Genomic DNA, 15710 nt, shown 5'->3' on the forward strand with positions numbered 1-15710 from the left:
ATGTGGCGATTGATGCAACGGAGAAGGGCTTTGAGGCGAATATTGAGACCTCACTTGTCGGGAATGGTTATGAGAAACGCTTGTTGGAAGGGGAAGCAAGCCGGCTTTTTAAAAAGCATGCCCTTGATGTCGAGAAGCTGTTTGAGTTTTTTGAGTCAACACAGGACAAGCAGCTTAAAATGTTGGAGAGGTCGTATGGAGCGGGTTATAAAAAGAAGGTGCTTGAACGCATTTGCGATAGCTTGAAAAAGCATGGCGTTCTTCATTGCTTGCGTCATGGCATAAAGGATCGCGGAGTGACGTTAAGGCTTGTTTATAATAAACCGCCGACAACCATGAATCAGCTAATGAATGAACTGTATCAAAAGAATATCTTCACAGTGAGCCGTCAAGTTTATTATAGCGATAAGCATAATAACAGTTTGGACATGGTTTTGTTCATTAACGGCTTGCCGCTCATTGTGATGGAGCTGAAAAATCAGTTCACGGGGCAAACGGTTGAGCATGCAATGAATCAATTTAAGAAAGACAGAGATCCGAAGGAACAGCTTTTCAGGGCCAATGAGCGTGCCATTGTGTACTTTGCTGTGGATCCAGATGAAGTGTTCATGGCGACAGAATTGAAGAAATCGAAAACGTATTTCTTGCCTTTCAATAAAGGTAATGACGGAGGCAAAGGGAATCCGACTGTTTATAATAATTATCGCACGCATTACATTTGGGAAGAAGTATTGTTGCCGGATAGTTTGTTGGATATTCTATTCCGCTTTGTCTTCGTGAAGAAAGATGATATTTTAGACTCGAATAATGAGGTCATCAGCGAGCGGAAAATGGTGATCTTTCCGCGTTACCATCAACTTGAAGTCGTGCGGAAGCTTGAAGCAGATGTGGTTGATAAGAATGTTGGCCATAATTATTTGATTCAACATAGTGCGGGTAGCGGGAAAACAAATTCGATTTCTTGGCTAGCTCACCGTTTGGCAAAGCTGCATGATGACAATAATGAAGCAATCTTTAGTAGTGTCATAGTAATTACGGATCGTCGTGTGTTGGACAAGCAGTTACAAGATGCTGTGTACCAATTGGAGCATAAGGCAGGGATGGTTGAGCGGATTGATAAAGATTCAAACCAGCTTGCAAATGCAATTACAGGTGAAACACGCATCATCATTACGACGTTGCAAAAGTTCCCTTTCATTATGGAGAAAGTGTCGGGGCTTGAAAGGAAGAAATATGCTGTCATTATTGACGAAGCGCATTCTTCCCAGGGCGGGAAAGCTTCGACAGCTTTAACGAATATATTATCGGATAAGACACTGGAAGATGCTTACGAAGAAGATCGTATTGCGGAAGAAAATATGGATACTCTCGATGAACAAATTGTTGAGACAATTATGAAGAGCGGTAAACAAGACAATGTGTCATTCTTCGCTTTTACCGCGACACCAAAGCCAAAGACTCTTGAGAAGTTCGGAACAATCGGGGCTGATGGAAAACCACATGCGTTTCATGAATATACGATGCGGCAGGCAATTGAAGAAGGTTTTATCCTAGATGTGCTAAGCAATTACACAACGTATAAGACGTTCTATAAGATTGCGAAATCAGTAGATGATGACCCACTTGTATCACAAAAGCAAGCGACAAAAAAGCTAGCCCAATATGTATCACTTCATCCTCATAATATTGCGCAGAAGACAGAAATCATCATTGAACATTATCGCAATTTCACGAGACATAAAATTGGTGGACGTGCAAAAGCGATGGTCGTTACTGCAAGTCGCCTGCATGCCGTGCGGTACAAAATTGCATTTGATCGGTATATCGACAAAATGGGTTACGACGATTTGAAGACGATCGTTGCATTCTCGGGGATTGTGAAAGACGGCGAACTACCTTATACAGAGCCAGACATGAATAGCTTTAGCGAAAAGGAACTGCCAGATAAATTCAATTCCGATGAATATAAAGTATTGCTTGTTGCGGAGAAATACCAAACGGGCTTCGACGAACCCTTGCTCCATACGATGTATGTAGACAAGCCTTTGAGCGGGATTAAGGCCGTTCAAACATTATCGCGCTTGAATCGCACATGCCCAGGTAAGGATGATACTTTCGTGCTTGATTTCGTAAATGATCCGGAAGAGATCAAGGCGGCATTCCAACCTTACTATGAAACAACAGGGCTTGAGGAAGTAACGGATCCGAATATTTTATACGACTTGCAAGCCGAGCTCACACCTTACCAAGTGTATACGGAGGAAGAAATGAATGCGGTGAATGAACTTGAAATAAAAGGTGGCTTTACCAAGTCGGCGAAAGAACAAACGGCACTGAACGCATGGATTGATAAAGGGGTAGAGCGCTTTAAACGTGACCTGTCAATTGAAGAACAAGAAGCATTCAAAAGCTCGGCAGCGAAATTCACACGGACGTATGCATTTGTCCTGCAAATTGCAACGTTTATCGACGTGGATCTTCATAAGCGGTACATTTACTTGAACTATTTATTGCGCAAGCTTCCACGTGACAAGTCGGACAAGGATATTTACATGGCTGATGACGTAGCACTACAATATTATCGCAATCAAAAGGTGTTTGAGGGAAGCATCGAGCTGGAGAAAACAGGCGGTCAGGAATTGAAGCCTACTTCACATGGTACGGCGGGTGTAGTGGAGGATGAAAAAGTTCGACTATCGTCCATTTTAGACAAGTTGAATGATCGTTTTGGAACTGAATTTACCGAGACGGATTTCTTATCCCGTGATCAGGTGAAGGCGGATATGCTGAACAGCGAAGACATACAGCAAAAAGCCAAGAATAATACAAAGGACAATTTCAAATTTGCTTTTGAAAAATCATTTATGAATTTTGTGATTGATCGCATGGAGAGCAATGAAAAGTTCTTTATGAAGATATTGGCGAATGAGGAGTTTAAGGCTTTTATCATGGAAGACATGATGGACGAGGTTTTTGAGGAAGTTAATGGGTGATTTTAAAAGGTGTTAGGTTATTACTGAATTAAACAGTATGTAACCTAATGCTTTTTTAAGTGAAAACAATTGACAGATATCTAGAATGAAAAGTTTAACTTTAAGAAAAAGCCCATGAGGAATTCATATTGATTAGTTGAATAGGGTAGATTCCCATTCAAAAAGACCTGTTTTTTCAAACAGGAACCAACTACATATAGTGTTTGTGTATTTCTGTTCGACACTATATGTTGTAGATTGGGAAGGAGGATGGTATACTCCATATGCAGAGGGAAACGTATGCTCTTAAAATATATTACGAGGGAGGTGGGGAATTGGCACGTGTCCGAATCAATACTACGCAAATAAACAAGGCAATCAGGGAAATCAATAAACAAGTAGACAGCGAAGTGAAAAAAGAACTAAGAAAGCTGGAACGTGATTTGCAACGAAAATTAAAATAAAAGCCCTTATTTGTTCTGCCAAACAAATAAGAGCACACGTAATAAATCTACTTGCTAATTTTACCGTAAATTTAATAAAAAAAATAGAGAACATACGCTTCCCTCTTGCTTTGAGATGAATAACGTATTAAATATTACCTGTAAAACGTATGGTAACTGTGAATATAAGATTCCATAGATTGTTAGGATCAGAAGGGAGAAAAACTCATGGTAAAGCATAAAGGTGGCAAGGTTGGAAAAGCTGCAGCAATACTTTCAAGCCCTAAATCAACGAAGAAACAGAAAAGTAATGCAGGTAAAATTTTGAAAGACCATCAAGATAAAGAACATTGAATAAACTATACCTATATAAATTACCGTTAGGGAATGTTAACGAATAAACAGTCAACAGAAAAGAAAGGGTGTTGAAGTTGGCGATAATCGATACTTACAGAAGCAATATTGCAAGGAAAAGACAGGATATTTCTAAGCTTTCAGCTGATAGAGCAAGGGAAACCAAAAAGATACCTGATTTAAAGAAGAAAATTATTTCCGCAAACGATGCAATCAAAAGAACAAAATCTCAATCAATAGTAAAGTCGAAATTTAATGAAATAGCAAGAGCAGAAAAAGCATTGGCAGAAATTGATAAAAAAGTTGCATCAATAGATACTAAGTTGGCTGTTAAGGAGAGAGAAATTGCTAGTGAAGAGAAGAAACTAAGTCACGAAGTTGATAGAACAGAGAAAAAGAAGTTAAGCGAGGAAAAAAGAAGGTTGGAAGAAACGAAACGATTGATGAAAAGTATTAATGAAACGATAGATAACCATAGCAAATTGCATTTAGAAACGAAGAGAACTTTAACGGAATTACAGAATGTTCCGGAGAAAATAACAGTATTATTTATGGCATCTAACCCAATTGGAACTGGATCACTTAGATTGGATGAAGAAGCTCGTTCTATTAATGAAATGATTAGGAAAGCTGAGCACAGGGATAGTGTTCAGTTTGAAACGAGATGGGCAGCAAGACCATTGGATATTTTACAGGCTATCAATGAATTAAATCCTGACATTATTCATTTTAGTGGGCATGGTTCGCCTACAGATGAGCTAGTGTTACAAGATGCTGATGGAAGTGCTAAGTTAATTAGCAAAGAGGCTATTGTGCAAACTATGATGACCTCATCGGATAGAATTAGGTTAGTTTTTTTCAATACTTGCTTTTCCTTTGGACAGGCTGAAGCAGTTGTTCAACATGTGGAGTCTGCCATAGGTATGAACGATTCAATTGGAGATGAAGCAGCCCGTGTATTTTCTGCACAATTTTACTCTGCGATTGGTTTTGGATTGACATTGGAGAAAGCTTTCAACCAAGCTAAGTCAGCTTTGATGTTAGAAGGGATAAAGGAAGAAAATATTCCCGAAATTTATTTAAAAGAAGGCTTATCCGCAAATGAAATAGTTTTAGTGAAACCTGCATTTGCCAATACTGAAAGTTTATAATTTCCTCCGTGGTAGAGCATCCTAGAGGGTGCTCTTTTTTGTATGAAAAATACTAGAAGAATCTTATCAGCTTTACTGGTATCATGTTACCAATTAAATTCTGAGTAAGCCACTGCAGTTTAATCATCTTCCACTCCCACTAAATAAATCCGTTCCTCAAAACCGCCGCGTTTAGCCGCTTTCTCCGCACGCACAGCTTCCAGTTCTCCAACCGTCACCCCGTGAAACTTCGCTGCTGCGTGAATCAATTCCAGCAAATCGGCCAGTTCCTCAACGGCATCTTCTGATGTGATCGCGCCTTCGTATTCCGCCAATTCCTCATGCATCTTCTTGTTCACTTCCGTTATGTATTGGGAGTCATCCAATATATGAGTGACACACGTCTTGCCGTCCGATTCGATAATGTTAGGGATCAAGTCACGGACAAGTTTATTGTAGATAGGCATATGATTTTCTCCTTTGAGTGCAATTTTCTATATTTTAGCACATAGTCTAGCGGCACAATTGGATAATATATAGGACATGATATGAATGTAGATAAAAATATGATCTCGGGGTTTTCTATCCTTACTTCATCCTAACTCCAACACCAACCCATCGACAAAAAAGTCGACCAAGGGCTGGTGTTTTTTCATGCTTAAAAATTATTTTTCCTCCCAGAGTATCCTTTTCCCAAACTCGTGTCTATATAACAAATGAAAGGTCTGGTCATTCACATTGAAGGGGTGGGGAAGGAAATGAACGGTTGGTTGAAATTACATCGAGCGCTAATGAATAAGCCGATATGGACGGAATCGACATCGGATCAGAAGGTCATTTTGATGGCATTGCTGATGTTGGCGAATTATGAGGAGAGGCAGTGGAAGTGGGGTGGGAGGGAGTATTCTTTGCAGCCCGGTCAGTTTGTCACTTCGGTTGCTTCACTCGGCCAGCAGTGTGGAAAAGGGGTGACCGCATCGAAAATCCGGACGGCTTTGAAGAGATTTGAGGAATACGGATTTATGACAAGCGAAACGACAAACCAAAATCAGGTCATCACCATTGTCAATTGGGGCTTCTACCAAAAGAATGATGAGCCCATGACAAGCGTTTTCGCAAATGAACGACGAACAGGTAACGAACAAATCGCAACTACTAAGAACAAAAGAACTAAGAATATAAGAAAAAGAGCGCGTGTGAATGAATTCAAGTTGGATCTGACGAAGGGGGAAGCGATATGATTGCGGAAAAAGCGGTGCTCGGTTCGATGCTGAAGGAGAATTATTTGATAACGGAATCGGGGCTAGCTGTTTCCCAATTTGCGAATCCGGTCCATAAGATGATCTTCCAGTCGATGAAGGAACTTCGTGCGTCGGGGAAGGCGGTTGATTTCGTCACTCTGCTTACGACGTTCAGCCCGCAGGATTTGGGCGGGGCGAATTATGTGAAAGACCTTACGAATTATGCGCATATCGAGAAGTTCGATGATCATGTCGGGGCAATGCTGGACGTTTGGCGGGAGCGTGAGAAGCAGAACGTGCTGCAGATTGCTGGGCAGGAGAACTGGCCGATCGACCGGGTCATGAGCGAGCTGGATGCACTGATGGATAATCGTGTGAGTGACCACGCTAATATTTTCGACCTGCTGATGGACGTGTACGAGGATCCGTTCACGGAGAAGGGGATTGAAGAGGGGGCGCCGTCAGGCATCGGGAAGCTGGATGAAATGACGAACGGATTCCAGGACGGTGAGCTGGTCATTTTGGCTGCACGGCCGAGCATGGGGAAGTCCGATGTCATGCTGCATATCGCGAAAAACGCAGGATGGGAAGGGCGTTTGCCGATCGTCTTTTCGCTTGAAATGTCGGATACAAGTTTGCGGGATCGGCTGCTTGCATCGACGGGACGGTTTTCGAGAATCCGCATGCGGGATCCCTATTCGTTATTCAGTGATTCGCAGAAGGGGAATTGGGTGAAAACGATTGGCAGAGTGGCGGAAACGAATATCCAGTTTTTTGATCGGAGCAGGCAAACCGTTGCGGAAATGCGGATGAAGGTGCGCAAGATGATCCATGAGTTTCCTGAAATGAAACCGGTCATTTTGATTGACTATCTGACGTTGATTCATTCGGAAGACCAGGTTGCCAACAAGCATTTGCAAGTTTCCCAGATCACAAAGGATTTAAAGGGGATGGCGCGGGAGTTCAATTGCCCTGTCATTACACTCGCGCAGTTGAGCCGGGCGGTCGAACAGCGGCATGACAAGCGTCCGCTCATGTCGGATTTGCGGGAGTCTGGCTCGATTGAGGAGGACGCGGATATCATCGTCTTTTTATACCGAGATGCGTATTACTCGAAAGACGAGAAAGATAACGTCTTGGAGCTCATCGTGTCGAAGAACAGGAATGGGCCGGTGGGGACGGCGTATGCGGCTTATAACAAATTTACGGGGGAGGTTGTGGGGATTGGAGCTGACAGTGAAAGAGCTATTTCATGAAGCGATTTTGTATGATGTACCTCATATGGCGCACGCCGTTTATTACGCAGTGGAGAAGGGGTTTGTGCAGTGGGAGGATCCTGAAAGCCGGATTCCTTATGGAGAGTTGGACCATGGGGAGATTATTAGAATGCGCGACGAGAATTGGCTGCGGATGTGTACGGTTAAGCTGTTCGTCGTGGAAATGGGCGGGAAGCGGTATGCGGTTTATTTGGCGGGAAAGGAGGGGGAGGTGAAGGCGTTGCATCGGAAGATTTACGGTGAGGTTGCCCGGAGGGTGAGGGATGTGAGCGGCAAGATGGATGCGTCGGTTTATTGCGAGGAGACGGAGGTGTGGCAGTCGTTTCGAGAGTTCAAGCAGCAGGTGGTGGAGTTTCCATGTTTTGTAGGGGAAATGTAATTGAGTTTGCTATGTTTTTATAAGTGAATTACTTGAACTTAAGGAACATTCTTCATGTAATATGGTACTATTTAATTAGTGCGAATTATGTTGAAAAAAAGGACGGGAGATTTGAATGTTGAGCTTATTTAAATCGAGATGTGGAATCTGTAAAAGGAAAGTATCAGACTACCAACGTTATAGGTTACCGAACAATAAGGTGAGAAAGGTCTGCTTGGCTTGTTGTGTGTATGCGGAGAGACGGGCTTATCGGAAGTGTTGAAAAAAGATTAGTACATAAGGGGTTAATAATGGAACGGCTTAAACTTCTTCAAGAATTAAAAACCCGAACAATTCAACGACAAGGAGAAATTCCTCATGAAATCATTAAAAGTACTAACCATTGATGAACTTCTCGACCGGCTTGATGAGCTAAATGAGGCGCGTGCTGAAGGCGAGGATTATCACCTAAACCAAATTATTGCGATTGAAGAAATGCTTTTACGAAAGCTCACCAATGAGGATAACGAGTATGGTTTCAATAAAACTAAGAAAGATCTAATTGCACATCTTGTGAAATACGGAACATATTTAAAAACGGAATATAGAAAGGATGATAATTCTGCTAAGCTCACGTTGAAAAAAGCATTGCAATACGATAGGGGAATTCCACAGGCGTATTACAGACTTGGATTCCTTGCATATAAGGAAGAGGACTATACGGCTTCCCTCAATTACTTTCAAAAAGCGCTTCGATCAAACGAGGAACATCCAGAACATGCTTTCAAATTATCGAAGCAGCAACAATACAATGCAAATCTGTATTTGAGCAATAGCGCACTTCATATTGCCGCGGCTGCGCAGGAGGCGAGTGAAGAGTTGTCGCTCGATGTTGAGGTAGAAGAAAAGCGAATAGATAGCTTGGTGCTTTCACCTATGTATGACTTGATTGCTGAAAATGAAATGTATTTGACGAGTCGTGCATTCATGCTTCTTACTGCTGCAGAAACGCGCTATTGTTCCAGATCGGAGTACGAAGAACTGCAAAAGGAGTATCAAGATCATGTTTTCCTTGACTTCGCGGGGACAGAGAACACTTTAGGCTATCGGGGGCAGCGTGTAAGTATATCTATTGGTCTTGCAGACGTTCTTCTCGTTTTAATGATAGATGCGAGTATGGAATCTCCGGCTGAGAAAAATAAGATGGAAGATGTTTTGCAAAGTAAAGACGGTGAGTTAGATACGAATACTTATAGTCAAACAATTAGGCGTATCCGTGAAAAGTTGAAGGCGATAGGATTACCTGGTGAGATCATCGTTACTGTACCGAAGGCTGGTAAGCGTGATACCGCCTATTACTATGATGCCTCATTTATACCTTATTTGGTGATTCAGAGAACCGATGACATCCGATGACAAGGGTGTCATCGGCTTTTTTATATACTACAGTTACCAAATCAAAAGGAGCTGTTGGCTATGAAAAGGATGAAGACATGGAATCAATTGTTTGTGCGGCACGGGTGGGCTATGGAGATGATCGAGGAGAACTTGTTCAATTGCAAGTATGAGACAAAAGCTAATCTGGCATTTCTGTTTGACTGTTTGAAGGAGGCAGGAGTGCAGTATCAATATGACGGTTCAATTCTCGAGTTGAAGGATAATCCGATTGGTGAAGACATGATTCTTCCCATTCTAGACTTTGAAGGTCGGGGCGTAACGGAAAGTGTTGGACGCTATGAGGACAAGGAACAACTAGCTCTTCGGAATCTTGATACGTATATAAGTGGGGTTGTCCGCCAACTGGTGCGGCTTGGATTTTCGACAGTTTACTCTTGCGACGGGCACAATCGTCGACGTCCACATGTAGCTATTATGAAAGATAGGGATGCAGATCGTTTGGCAGATTTGCTGATAGTGTTAGGTTTTGACTGCACCGTTAATTCTGACAGGAAGACGCATGATATGGTCTACTTCCGGACGAACCGTACCGCACTTCTGGATCTGGCGGAGACGTTAAGCTTGGTCGAGCCAGACTGGATGGATGAAGATGGGAATTTCATTAAAGAGCAATTGTTTTACGTAATGCTTGAAGAACTCTTAAATGTACCGGGGAAAAGTGGCAATGAAAAACGCATACGTTCTGTAGTTGAAGAAAAATTGGCGCCTTTCGTAGACCGGATTACTACAGATCGACATGGAAACTTGCTTGCGGAGAAAGTATATCGGTCCGGAAATGGCCCGGTGATCATGTTGAATGCCCACTTGGATATCGTTGAGGAATTGGTGCCAGGGCGGCAGATTGTCAAGGAGGCGAGGGTATGGCGTAGTGATAAAGGGATTCTTGGGGCAGATGACCGGGCAGGTATTGCCGTCATTCTCCAAATTGCTAGGAATTTGGCGCAGTCTACATTCAGCGGAAAAGTAAAATTTGTATTTACAGTAAAAGAAGAATGCGGTTTAGTGGGAGCCTCACAATTGGATGAGTATTTCTTATGGGATGTGGATGTTGCGTTTGTGTTGGACCGCCGAGGGGCGGGGGATATCGTGACATCTTGTGGCGGCTATATCCCATTCTGCAGCAAGGAATTTGGTCGTTGCATTGAGGAAATTGCAGAGAAAACAACCAAAGGGGAATGGGCATGTACAGCAGGTGGTAGCAGTGATACTCGAATCTGGGCAACTCATGGCATTCAGAGTGTTAATTTGTCGGTTGGATACCAGCATGAGCATACAGAGGATGAAACGTTAGATGTTGGGGTATGTTATCAGACCGTTGAGTTGTTGGAAGAGATTTTTGAGCATGCGAGAAATATTAGAGCGACTGTAAGGCGGATTGGACTGGAGGATGTAATTTAAGGTTGAAAAGTAAGTGCTTCGATAAGAGGTACCGGGCACCCGAACTTGAACGGGTTCCTGCTTCATTCAATAGTAGATTGTTCATATATATATATATCCAACTCTCCAAGGACAATTGAAGTTCCTTGAATAAACACGCCCTCATCCAAAGAATAAGATGAGGGCTTTTGTGTTTTATTTATCTAAATTCGTAATAGCGTAATCGGCTTCTTCTTTTGTGAATTTCTCACCGTATTGGGAAGTCAGTTGATCTCTTATCGCTTCTGGTGACATACTCATGGATTCCTGATAACTTTTTGCTTTTTTCAAGGCGTTATCTTTAAAATCGGCTTTCATATTGTCAATTGCATATTGTGCTTCATCAGTAGTGAATTTTTCACCATGTTCAGAGGTAAGTTGTTCGTAGATTCCTTGTTTTGACATATGCATCGTTTTTGAATAGGATTCGGCCTTTTTCAATGCGTTTGCTTTCCAGTCAAATTCAAGATTAGCCATTGCATACTCGGCAGCTTCCGTGGAAAACTTTTCTCCGTACTCTGAAGTCAATTGATCAAAAATAGCACTTTTGGACATGTTCATTGTCTTTGCGTATGATTCAGCTTTTTTCAAAGCAGACTGATGCTCTTTCGGAACATTATCCTCTGCCTTTGTTTCTTCTTTAGGTTCATCTTTTTGAGGCTCCTCTTTTTTCTCCTCAGGCTTATTCGTTGCTGATTCAGTAACGGCCGGTTTGCTATCCTCTTTCGTTGCGTCCGCTTTATCATCACCGTTGCCGTTGAAAGCGAACACAATAATAACTGCAATCATCCAAACCCACCATTTTTTATAAAACGGTTTTTTCTGTTTTTGTTCTTTCGCCATAACTTGTAACTCCTTTATGTAGTATGTATGAAATATACCATATATTTCACTGGTAATATAGTTCCAGTTTCTTCATGTTGTATGGTACTATTATTGTAAATAGTCGGAAAAGTTGCACGTTGATATGGTTGTCAGATGAAATGGGGGAATTCATATAAAGAATAAGTATTCCTCTTGTTATACTCATAGAAAAGCCGGCTGGAGGTGATGAAGTGAGTGTTAGTATAGGTGATTCCTGCACTCTTTATAAACGATGTAAAATATGCGGGGAATATAAATACAAGATGAGTTTTCCGTCACTAGGTGGAAAGGGAAGGAGCGAAGGGCAAAGAAGGTCGTTTTGCTATGATTGCAAAGATCGCAGGCATGAAAGGATAGTTGAACCTGTCCAGGAATACAGTTACGACACTTCTATTCTCGATGCAAACAGCGAAATAACGATACGAGGACGCGCCTTGAATAATCGTAAATATGAAAGTGTCATCAGCTATGAAAAAGCAAAGAGGTTAGTGGAAGAAGGTACGGCAGGAATCTACCACAGTACGCTGATTCATCATTTTTATAATAGAAGAACGATAAAGCCGTTTATTTTGGAACGTGATGACTATACATGCCACTATTGCGGAAAGTATGGCGATACGATTGATCATAAGCATCCTAAGTCAAAAGGTGGTCTTAGCACGATAGCAAACTGCGTCTGTGCCTGCTCAAAGTGTAATACTGACAAGGATGCTATGGAGTATGATAAATATATGGAAAGCATTCACGGAATTATTTCCTGAGTTTAGGATTACCACTTACAAATGCAATAGGTGGTCTTTTTTTGTTCATTCAAATGGACCGATTACAATGGCTGCTTACTCAGGGATTCGTTGAAAATCAGAATCTCCATTCTAAACCGCTCCAAGTATTTTCAAGTACCAGGTTCTCATTGAATTTCGAATTATTTCAGAACCTGGTACCCTTCACTCATTTTCATTCATTTTGCCGGTAAAGCATTATCGCATCGGCGGCCATAGCGGCGACATAATCACTTCCGCGTTCATCCTCGATGCTTTCAATCATCATCGCGATAATATAAGTAGGGTCTGCAGAATCGTAGGTGACAAAAAAGCCGTTTTCCTGTCCTCTTCCCGATCCGCCTGCTTTCAATTCTGCGGTACCTGTTTTCCCTGCCAGAGCGATATCTGGCAAGTTTGCGGACTGTGCGAAGCCGTCGACGACGACATTGCGCAGGCTGTTCCGCAACACTTCCGCATTGTCATTCGACAGCAATCCATCTTTCCATATGTCACCATGCTTTTCATCCATCAAAAGGGAGGGTTTATACATCGTCCCGCCATTGACGATTGGTTCGTACATCATCGCTAAGTGCAGAATGTTCGCCAGCATCTGTCCCTGCCCGAATGACGTATCGGCAAGCTGTCCTTCTGAACTGATCTTTCCGTCATTCGAAATTTGAGAAGAAGCGATATTCAGGATAAAAGGAATGTCTTCACCGAACCCGTAGCTTACTAGCCCGTCGATGAACGTCTGACGCCCCATCGCCAATGCCTGCTGTGCAAAATAAATATTGTCCGAATAGATCAGTGCATGATTCAGATCAAGCGGATTCGGTGCTTCAGGGTGCAGTCTCGATACCCGATAATTGCCCCAGGAACTGTCTTTTTGCCAGGTCGATCCTTTAATGTCCAGTCCTTTATCGGGTTGAAGGTTGCCGATTTCCATCCCGATTGCCGCAGTTATGGGTTTCACCGAGGAACCGGGAGCATAGGCGCTTGCAAACCGGTTGAACAGCGGTTTCAATGGGTCTTCCGATAAGGCTGCGTAGCGTGCAGAGCTGATGCCTAACATGAACTCTGTCGGATCGAAACCGGGAGAGCTTACAAGAGCCAATGTCTCACCGGTATGCGGATCGACCGCTGCCGCTGTGCCCGGTTCCCCCTTCATGGAATCAAACAGCGCCTTCTGCAAGCTAGCGTCGATGGTCAGAGAAATGTTTTCGCCGTCCCTGGCGGGGGTTTCGACAATTGGAATCGGTGTGGCACCTACTGCCGGCTCTTTCTTATAGATTCGCACGCCGTCATGTCCCCGAAGCCTTTCTTCGAGTACTCGTTCCATGCCCTGCCTGCCGATCAGATCTCTTTCCGTGTACCCTTCGCTTTCCAGCTTCTCTAACTGTTCAGCCGTAATCTTTCCGATATAGCCCGTCAGATGCGCCAATGATTCGCCGAATGGATATTCGCGCATTTCAGCTTTCTGATAGGTGACACCAGGCAGTTCAATCAGCCGTTCCACGACATCTTTCGCACTACTTGGCAAGACTTTGACAGTAACAAAATAATTCGGTTTCACCCAACTCTGATTCAGCTGTTTATCTATAAAATCAACCGTCACGCCAAGCAATTCAGCTACAATCTTTTTGTTGGCACTGTCCGTGAACCGTTCAGGCACGATGCCAATCTCATAGCCGGCGCCATTAATGGCGATTGGTCGACCGTGCCGGTCCGTTATTTCTCCACGCTTGGAAGGGAGTGTCATGATGCCGACCGTATCTTTTGTGTCCAGTCCAGGGAGGATGAAGGAAGGATCCCACTCCGCATACCAGTTTTCTTCTGTTTGTTCTCCATCTTCGCGTACTTCGTGCACCATCAGCAGCTCTTTGTCGTACGTAACCGGTCCTGCTGCAGTATCCATGGAGATATGGACGGTGAATGAAGCGGGCTCTTCAATTGACCATTCCGTTTCTTCGGCGGGTTCGTCATAGGTCACCCGGATATTGGTGATGTCAAGGTCACGCTGCAATTTTTCCTGTCGGTCAATATAAAAGTCTGCTGGGAAATTAGCAATCGTGTCTGCTGAGAGATAGTCTTTATAGATTTTCCGATGTTCATTTTTCTGCCAAAGCTCCACATATTCCTGAAGACGTTCTTCCGGAGTTGGCTTCGCATCCTCTTTGGTGCATCCCGCAAAGAGGAGTGTCAGCATGCATAGTGTCAAAGCGGCTAGCCATTTTTTCATGCGCATCTGCATGGATGAGCCCTCCTTTTTTCAAAATGGGTTGGTAAGTTCGATTATTCCGTCTACTCAGTTATACGTTTTCGGTTATCTGAAAGTTTCAATGCCTTTTAATCGCACCTATCCATCGTCCGTCGCTGGATTGAAATGCATCCACCGGCCTAATTGTGCATAATGATTTATCTATCTTAAAGTGATTTATGTGTTAATGTATGTCTACTATAAATCCTTAGGCTCAATTCTTCAAAACTTTAAGTTCATTCAGAACAAATAGATTGAATCCTTTCTTTCGTAAAGGTAAGGTGAGAAATATAGCATAGGAGGGGTTAAGATGAAGTATCGTAAATTAAATAATGGCATTGAAATTCCAAGCGTAGGAAGTGGGACAAATACGTATGGTAAAGAGGGAAACCAATACTCAGGTGCCTTAAGAGGAGACACGCAAGAAATCGACTGGGCCATTGAAAACGGCTACCGTCATTTTGACTCTGCTCAATTATATTTAAATGAAGAAGTTCTTGGAAATGGGTTAAAGAAGTCATCTCTGCCACGTGAAGATTTCTTTATCACCACGAAGCTAAATACATTTGAAGGTTTCGGTGGTGCAGACTGGGCCCATGCTGAAATTGAAAAAAGCTTAGAGAAATTACAAACTGACTATATTGATTTGTTCCTTATCCATAAACCATGGGATGATCATGCAGAGATGTTGGAGGCATGGACTCTTTTAGAAGACTACTATAACCGCGGTGTGTTCAAGTCGATTGGTGTTTCGAACTTTGAAAAAGAACATCTTGATTTACTTCTTGAACAGGGCGGTATTATACCAGCTGTCAATCAAATTAAATCTCAAGTCGGGAATTGGAATGAAGAATTAATTGCTTATAATGAAAGTAAAGGTATTGCAACTGTCGCATGGTCTCCATTACGTGGTATCGATGAAAAAGCCAAGCAGGTTTTAGATGAAATCGGCAGCCAATACGGAAAAACATACACACAAGTTGTTTTACGCTATCAAATTGAACGTGACGTGATCGTCATTCCAAAGTCTCACAATAAAGACCGCCAAGCACAATGTTTGGATATCTTTGATTTTGAACTGTCTGCAAGCGATCGAGACCGTATTGCTGCCTTATAATGGAGTTTCGGGTACTCGGTTCTCATTGAACCTGGTACCCTACATTAATTTTCATTTACATT

The 15710-nt window shown here is 42.7% G+C and carries 14 protein-coding genes; 11 read left to right on the forward strand and 3 right to left on the reverse strand.

What is annotated here, in order from left to right; translation table 11 throughout:
* Positions 1-2 precede the first annotated feature (2 nt).
* From ACFPTP_RS05615 to ACFPTP_RS05630, 4 genes are all read left to right on the forward strand, one after another.
* On the forward strand, positions 3-2993 hold the full coding sequence (locus tag ACFPTP_RS05615) for a type I restriction endonuclease subunit R (protein WP_381442865.1): 2991 nt from the start codon (positions 3-5) through the stop codon (positions 2991-2993).
* Between the two features lie 314 nt (positions 2994-3307).
* On the forward strand, positions 3308-3436 hold the full coding sequence (locus ACFPTP_RS05620; protein ID WP_381442866.1) for a hypothetical protein: 129 nt from the start codon (positions 3308-3310) through the stop codon (positions 3434-3436).
* A gap of 207 nt (positions 3437-3643) precedes the next feature.
* Entirely contained in the window at positions 3644-3769 is a 126-nt protein-coding gene (locus tag ACFPTP_RS05625) for a hypothetical protein (protein WP_381442868.1), read from the forward strand.
* Positions 3770-3846: 77 nt separating this feature from the next.
* Positions 3847-4920 (forward strand): CHAT domain-containing protein, encoded by a 1074-nt coding sequence (locus ACFPTP_RS05630; protein WP_381442869.1) that lies wholly within the window; start codon positions 3847-3849, stop codon positions 4918-4920.
* Between the two features lie 119 nt (positions 4921-5039).
* Here the strand turns inward: ACFPTP_RS05630 and ACFPTP_RS05635 are convergent, their stop codons facing one another.
* Positions 5040-5366: a phosphoribosyl-ATP pyrophosphohydrolase gene (locus tag ACFPTP_RS05635; protein ID WP_381442871.1), complete on the reverse strand. Its 327-nt coding sequence runs from the start codon at positions 5364-5366 to the stop codon at positions 5040-5042.
* 291 nt (positions 5367-5657) lie between these two features.
* On the opposite strand from ACFPTP_RS05635, the gene ACFPTP_RS05640 reads away from it, so the two are divergent.
* From ACFPTP_RS05640 to ACFPTP_RS05660, 5 genes are all read left to right on the forward strand, one after another.
* Positions 5658-6140: a hypothetical protein gene (locus tag ACFPTP_RS05640; RefSeq protein ID WP_381442872.1), complete on the forward strand. Its 483-nt coding sequence runs from the start codon at positions 5658-5660 to the stop codon at positions 6138-6140.
* Positions 6137-7396: a replicative DNA helicase gene (locus ACFPTP_RS05645; protein WP_381442874.1), complete on the forward strand. Its 1260-nt coding sequence runs from the start codon at positions 6137-6139 to the stop codon at positions 7394-7396. The genes ACFPTP_RS05640 and ACFPTP_RS05645 overlap by 4 nt, the downstream gene beginning before the upstream one ends.
* Positions 7365-7796 carry a hypothetical protein gene (locus tag ACFPTP_RS05650; RefSeq protein WP_381442875.1) on the forward strand — a complete coding sequence of 144 codons (432 nt, stop codon included), beginning with the start codon at positions 7365-7367 and terminating at the stop codon, positions 7794-7796. Before ACFPTP_RS05645 ends, ACFPTP_RS05650 begins: the two co-directional genes overlap by 32 nt.
* A 357-nt stretch (positions 7797-8153) precedes the next feature.
* Positions 8154-9191, forward strand: coding sequence for a hypothetical protein (locus tag ACFPTP_RS05655; protein ID WP_381442876.1), 1038 nt, complete (start codon positions 8154-8156; stop codon positions 9189-9191).
* Between the two features lie 60 nt (positions 9192-9251).
* The gene (locus ACFPTP_RS05660; RefSeq protein WP_381442878.1) at positions 9252-10631 is read left to right on the forward strand and encodes a M20/M25/M40 family metallo-hydrolase; all 1380 of its coding nucleotides are present in this window, start codon (positions 9252-9254) and stop codon (positions 10629-10631) included.
* A 174-nt stretch (positions 10632-10805) separates the two neighbouring features.
* On the opposite strand, the gene ACFPTP_RS05665 is transcribed toward ACFPTP_RS05660, so the two are convergent.
* Entirely contained in the window at positions 10806-11492 is a 687-nt protein-coding gene (locus tag ACFPTP_RS05665; RefSeq protein WP_381442879.1) for an Ltp family lipoprotein, read from the reverse strand.
* A gap of 455 nt (positions 11493-11947) precedes the next feature.
* Here ACFPTP_RS05665 and ACFPTP_RS05670 point away from each other — a divergent pair, with 455 nt between their 5' ends.
* Positions 11948-12274 carry an HNH endonuclease gene (locus ACFPTP_RS05670; protein ID WP_381442880.1) on the forward strand — a complete coding sequence of 109 codons (327 nt, stop codon included), beginning with the start codon at positions 11948-11950 and terminating at the stop codon, positions 12272-12274.
* 193 nt (positions 12275-12467) lie between these two features.
* Here the strand turns inward: ACFPTP_RS05670 and ACFPTP_RS05675 are convergent, their stop codons facing one another.
* Entirely contained in the window at positions 12468-14525 is a 2058-nt protein-coding gene (locus ACFPTP_RS05675) for a penicillin-binding transpeptidase domain-containing protein (protein WP_381442881.1), read from the reverse strand.
* 316 nt (positions 14526-14841) lie between these two features.
* On the opposite strand from ACFPTP_RS05675, the gene ACFPTP_RS05680 reads away from it, so the two are divergent.
* A complete protein-coding gene (locus ACFPTP_RS05680) occupies positions 14842-15648 on the forward strand; it encodes an aldo/keto reductase family protein (protein ID WP_381442883.1) in 807 nt (268 codons plus the stop codon).
* Positions 15649-15710: the final 62 nt, after the last annotated feature.

This window comes from Sporosarcina koreensis (assembly GCF_042655825.1).
GTDB lineage: Bacteria > Bacillota > Bacilli > Bacillales_A > Planococcaceae > Sporosarcina > Sporosarcina koreensis.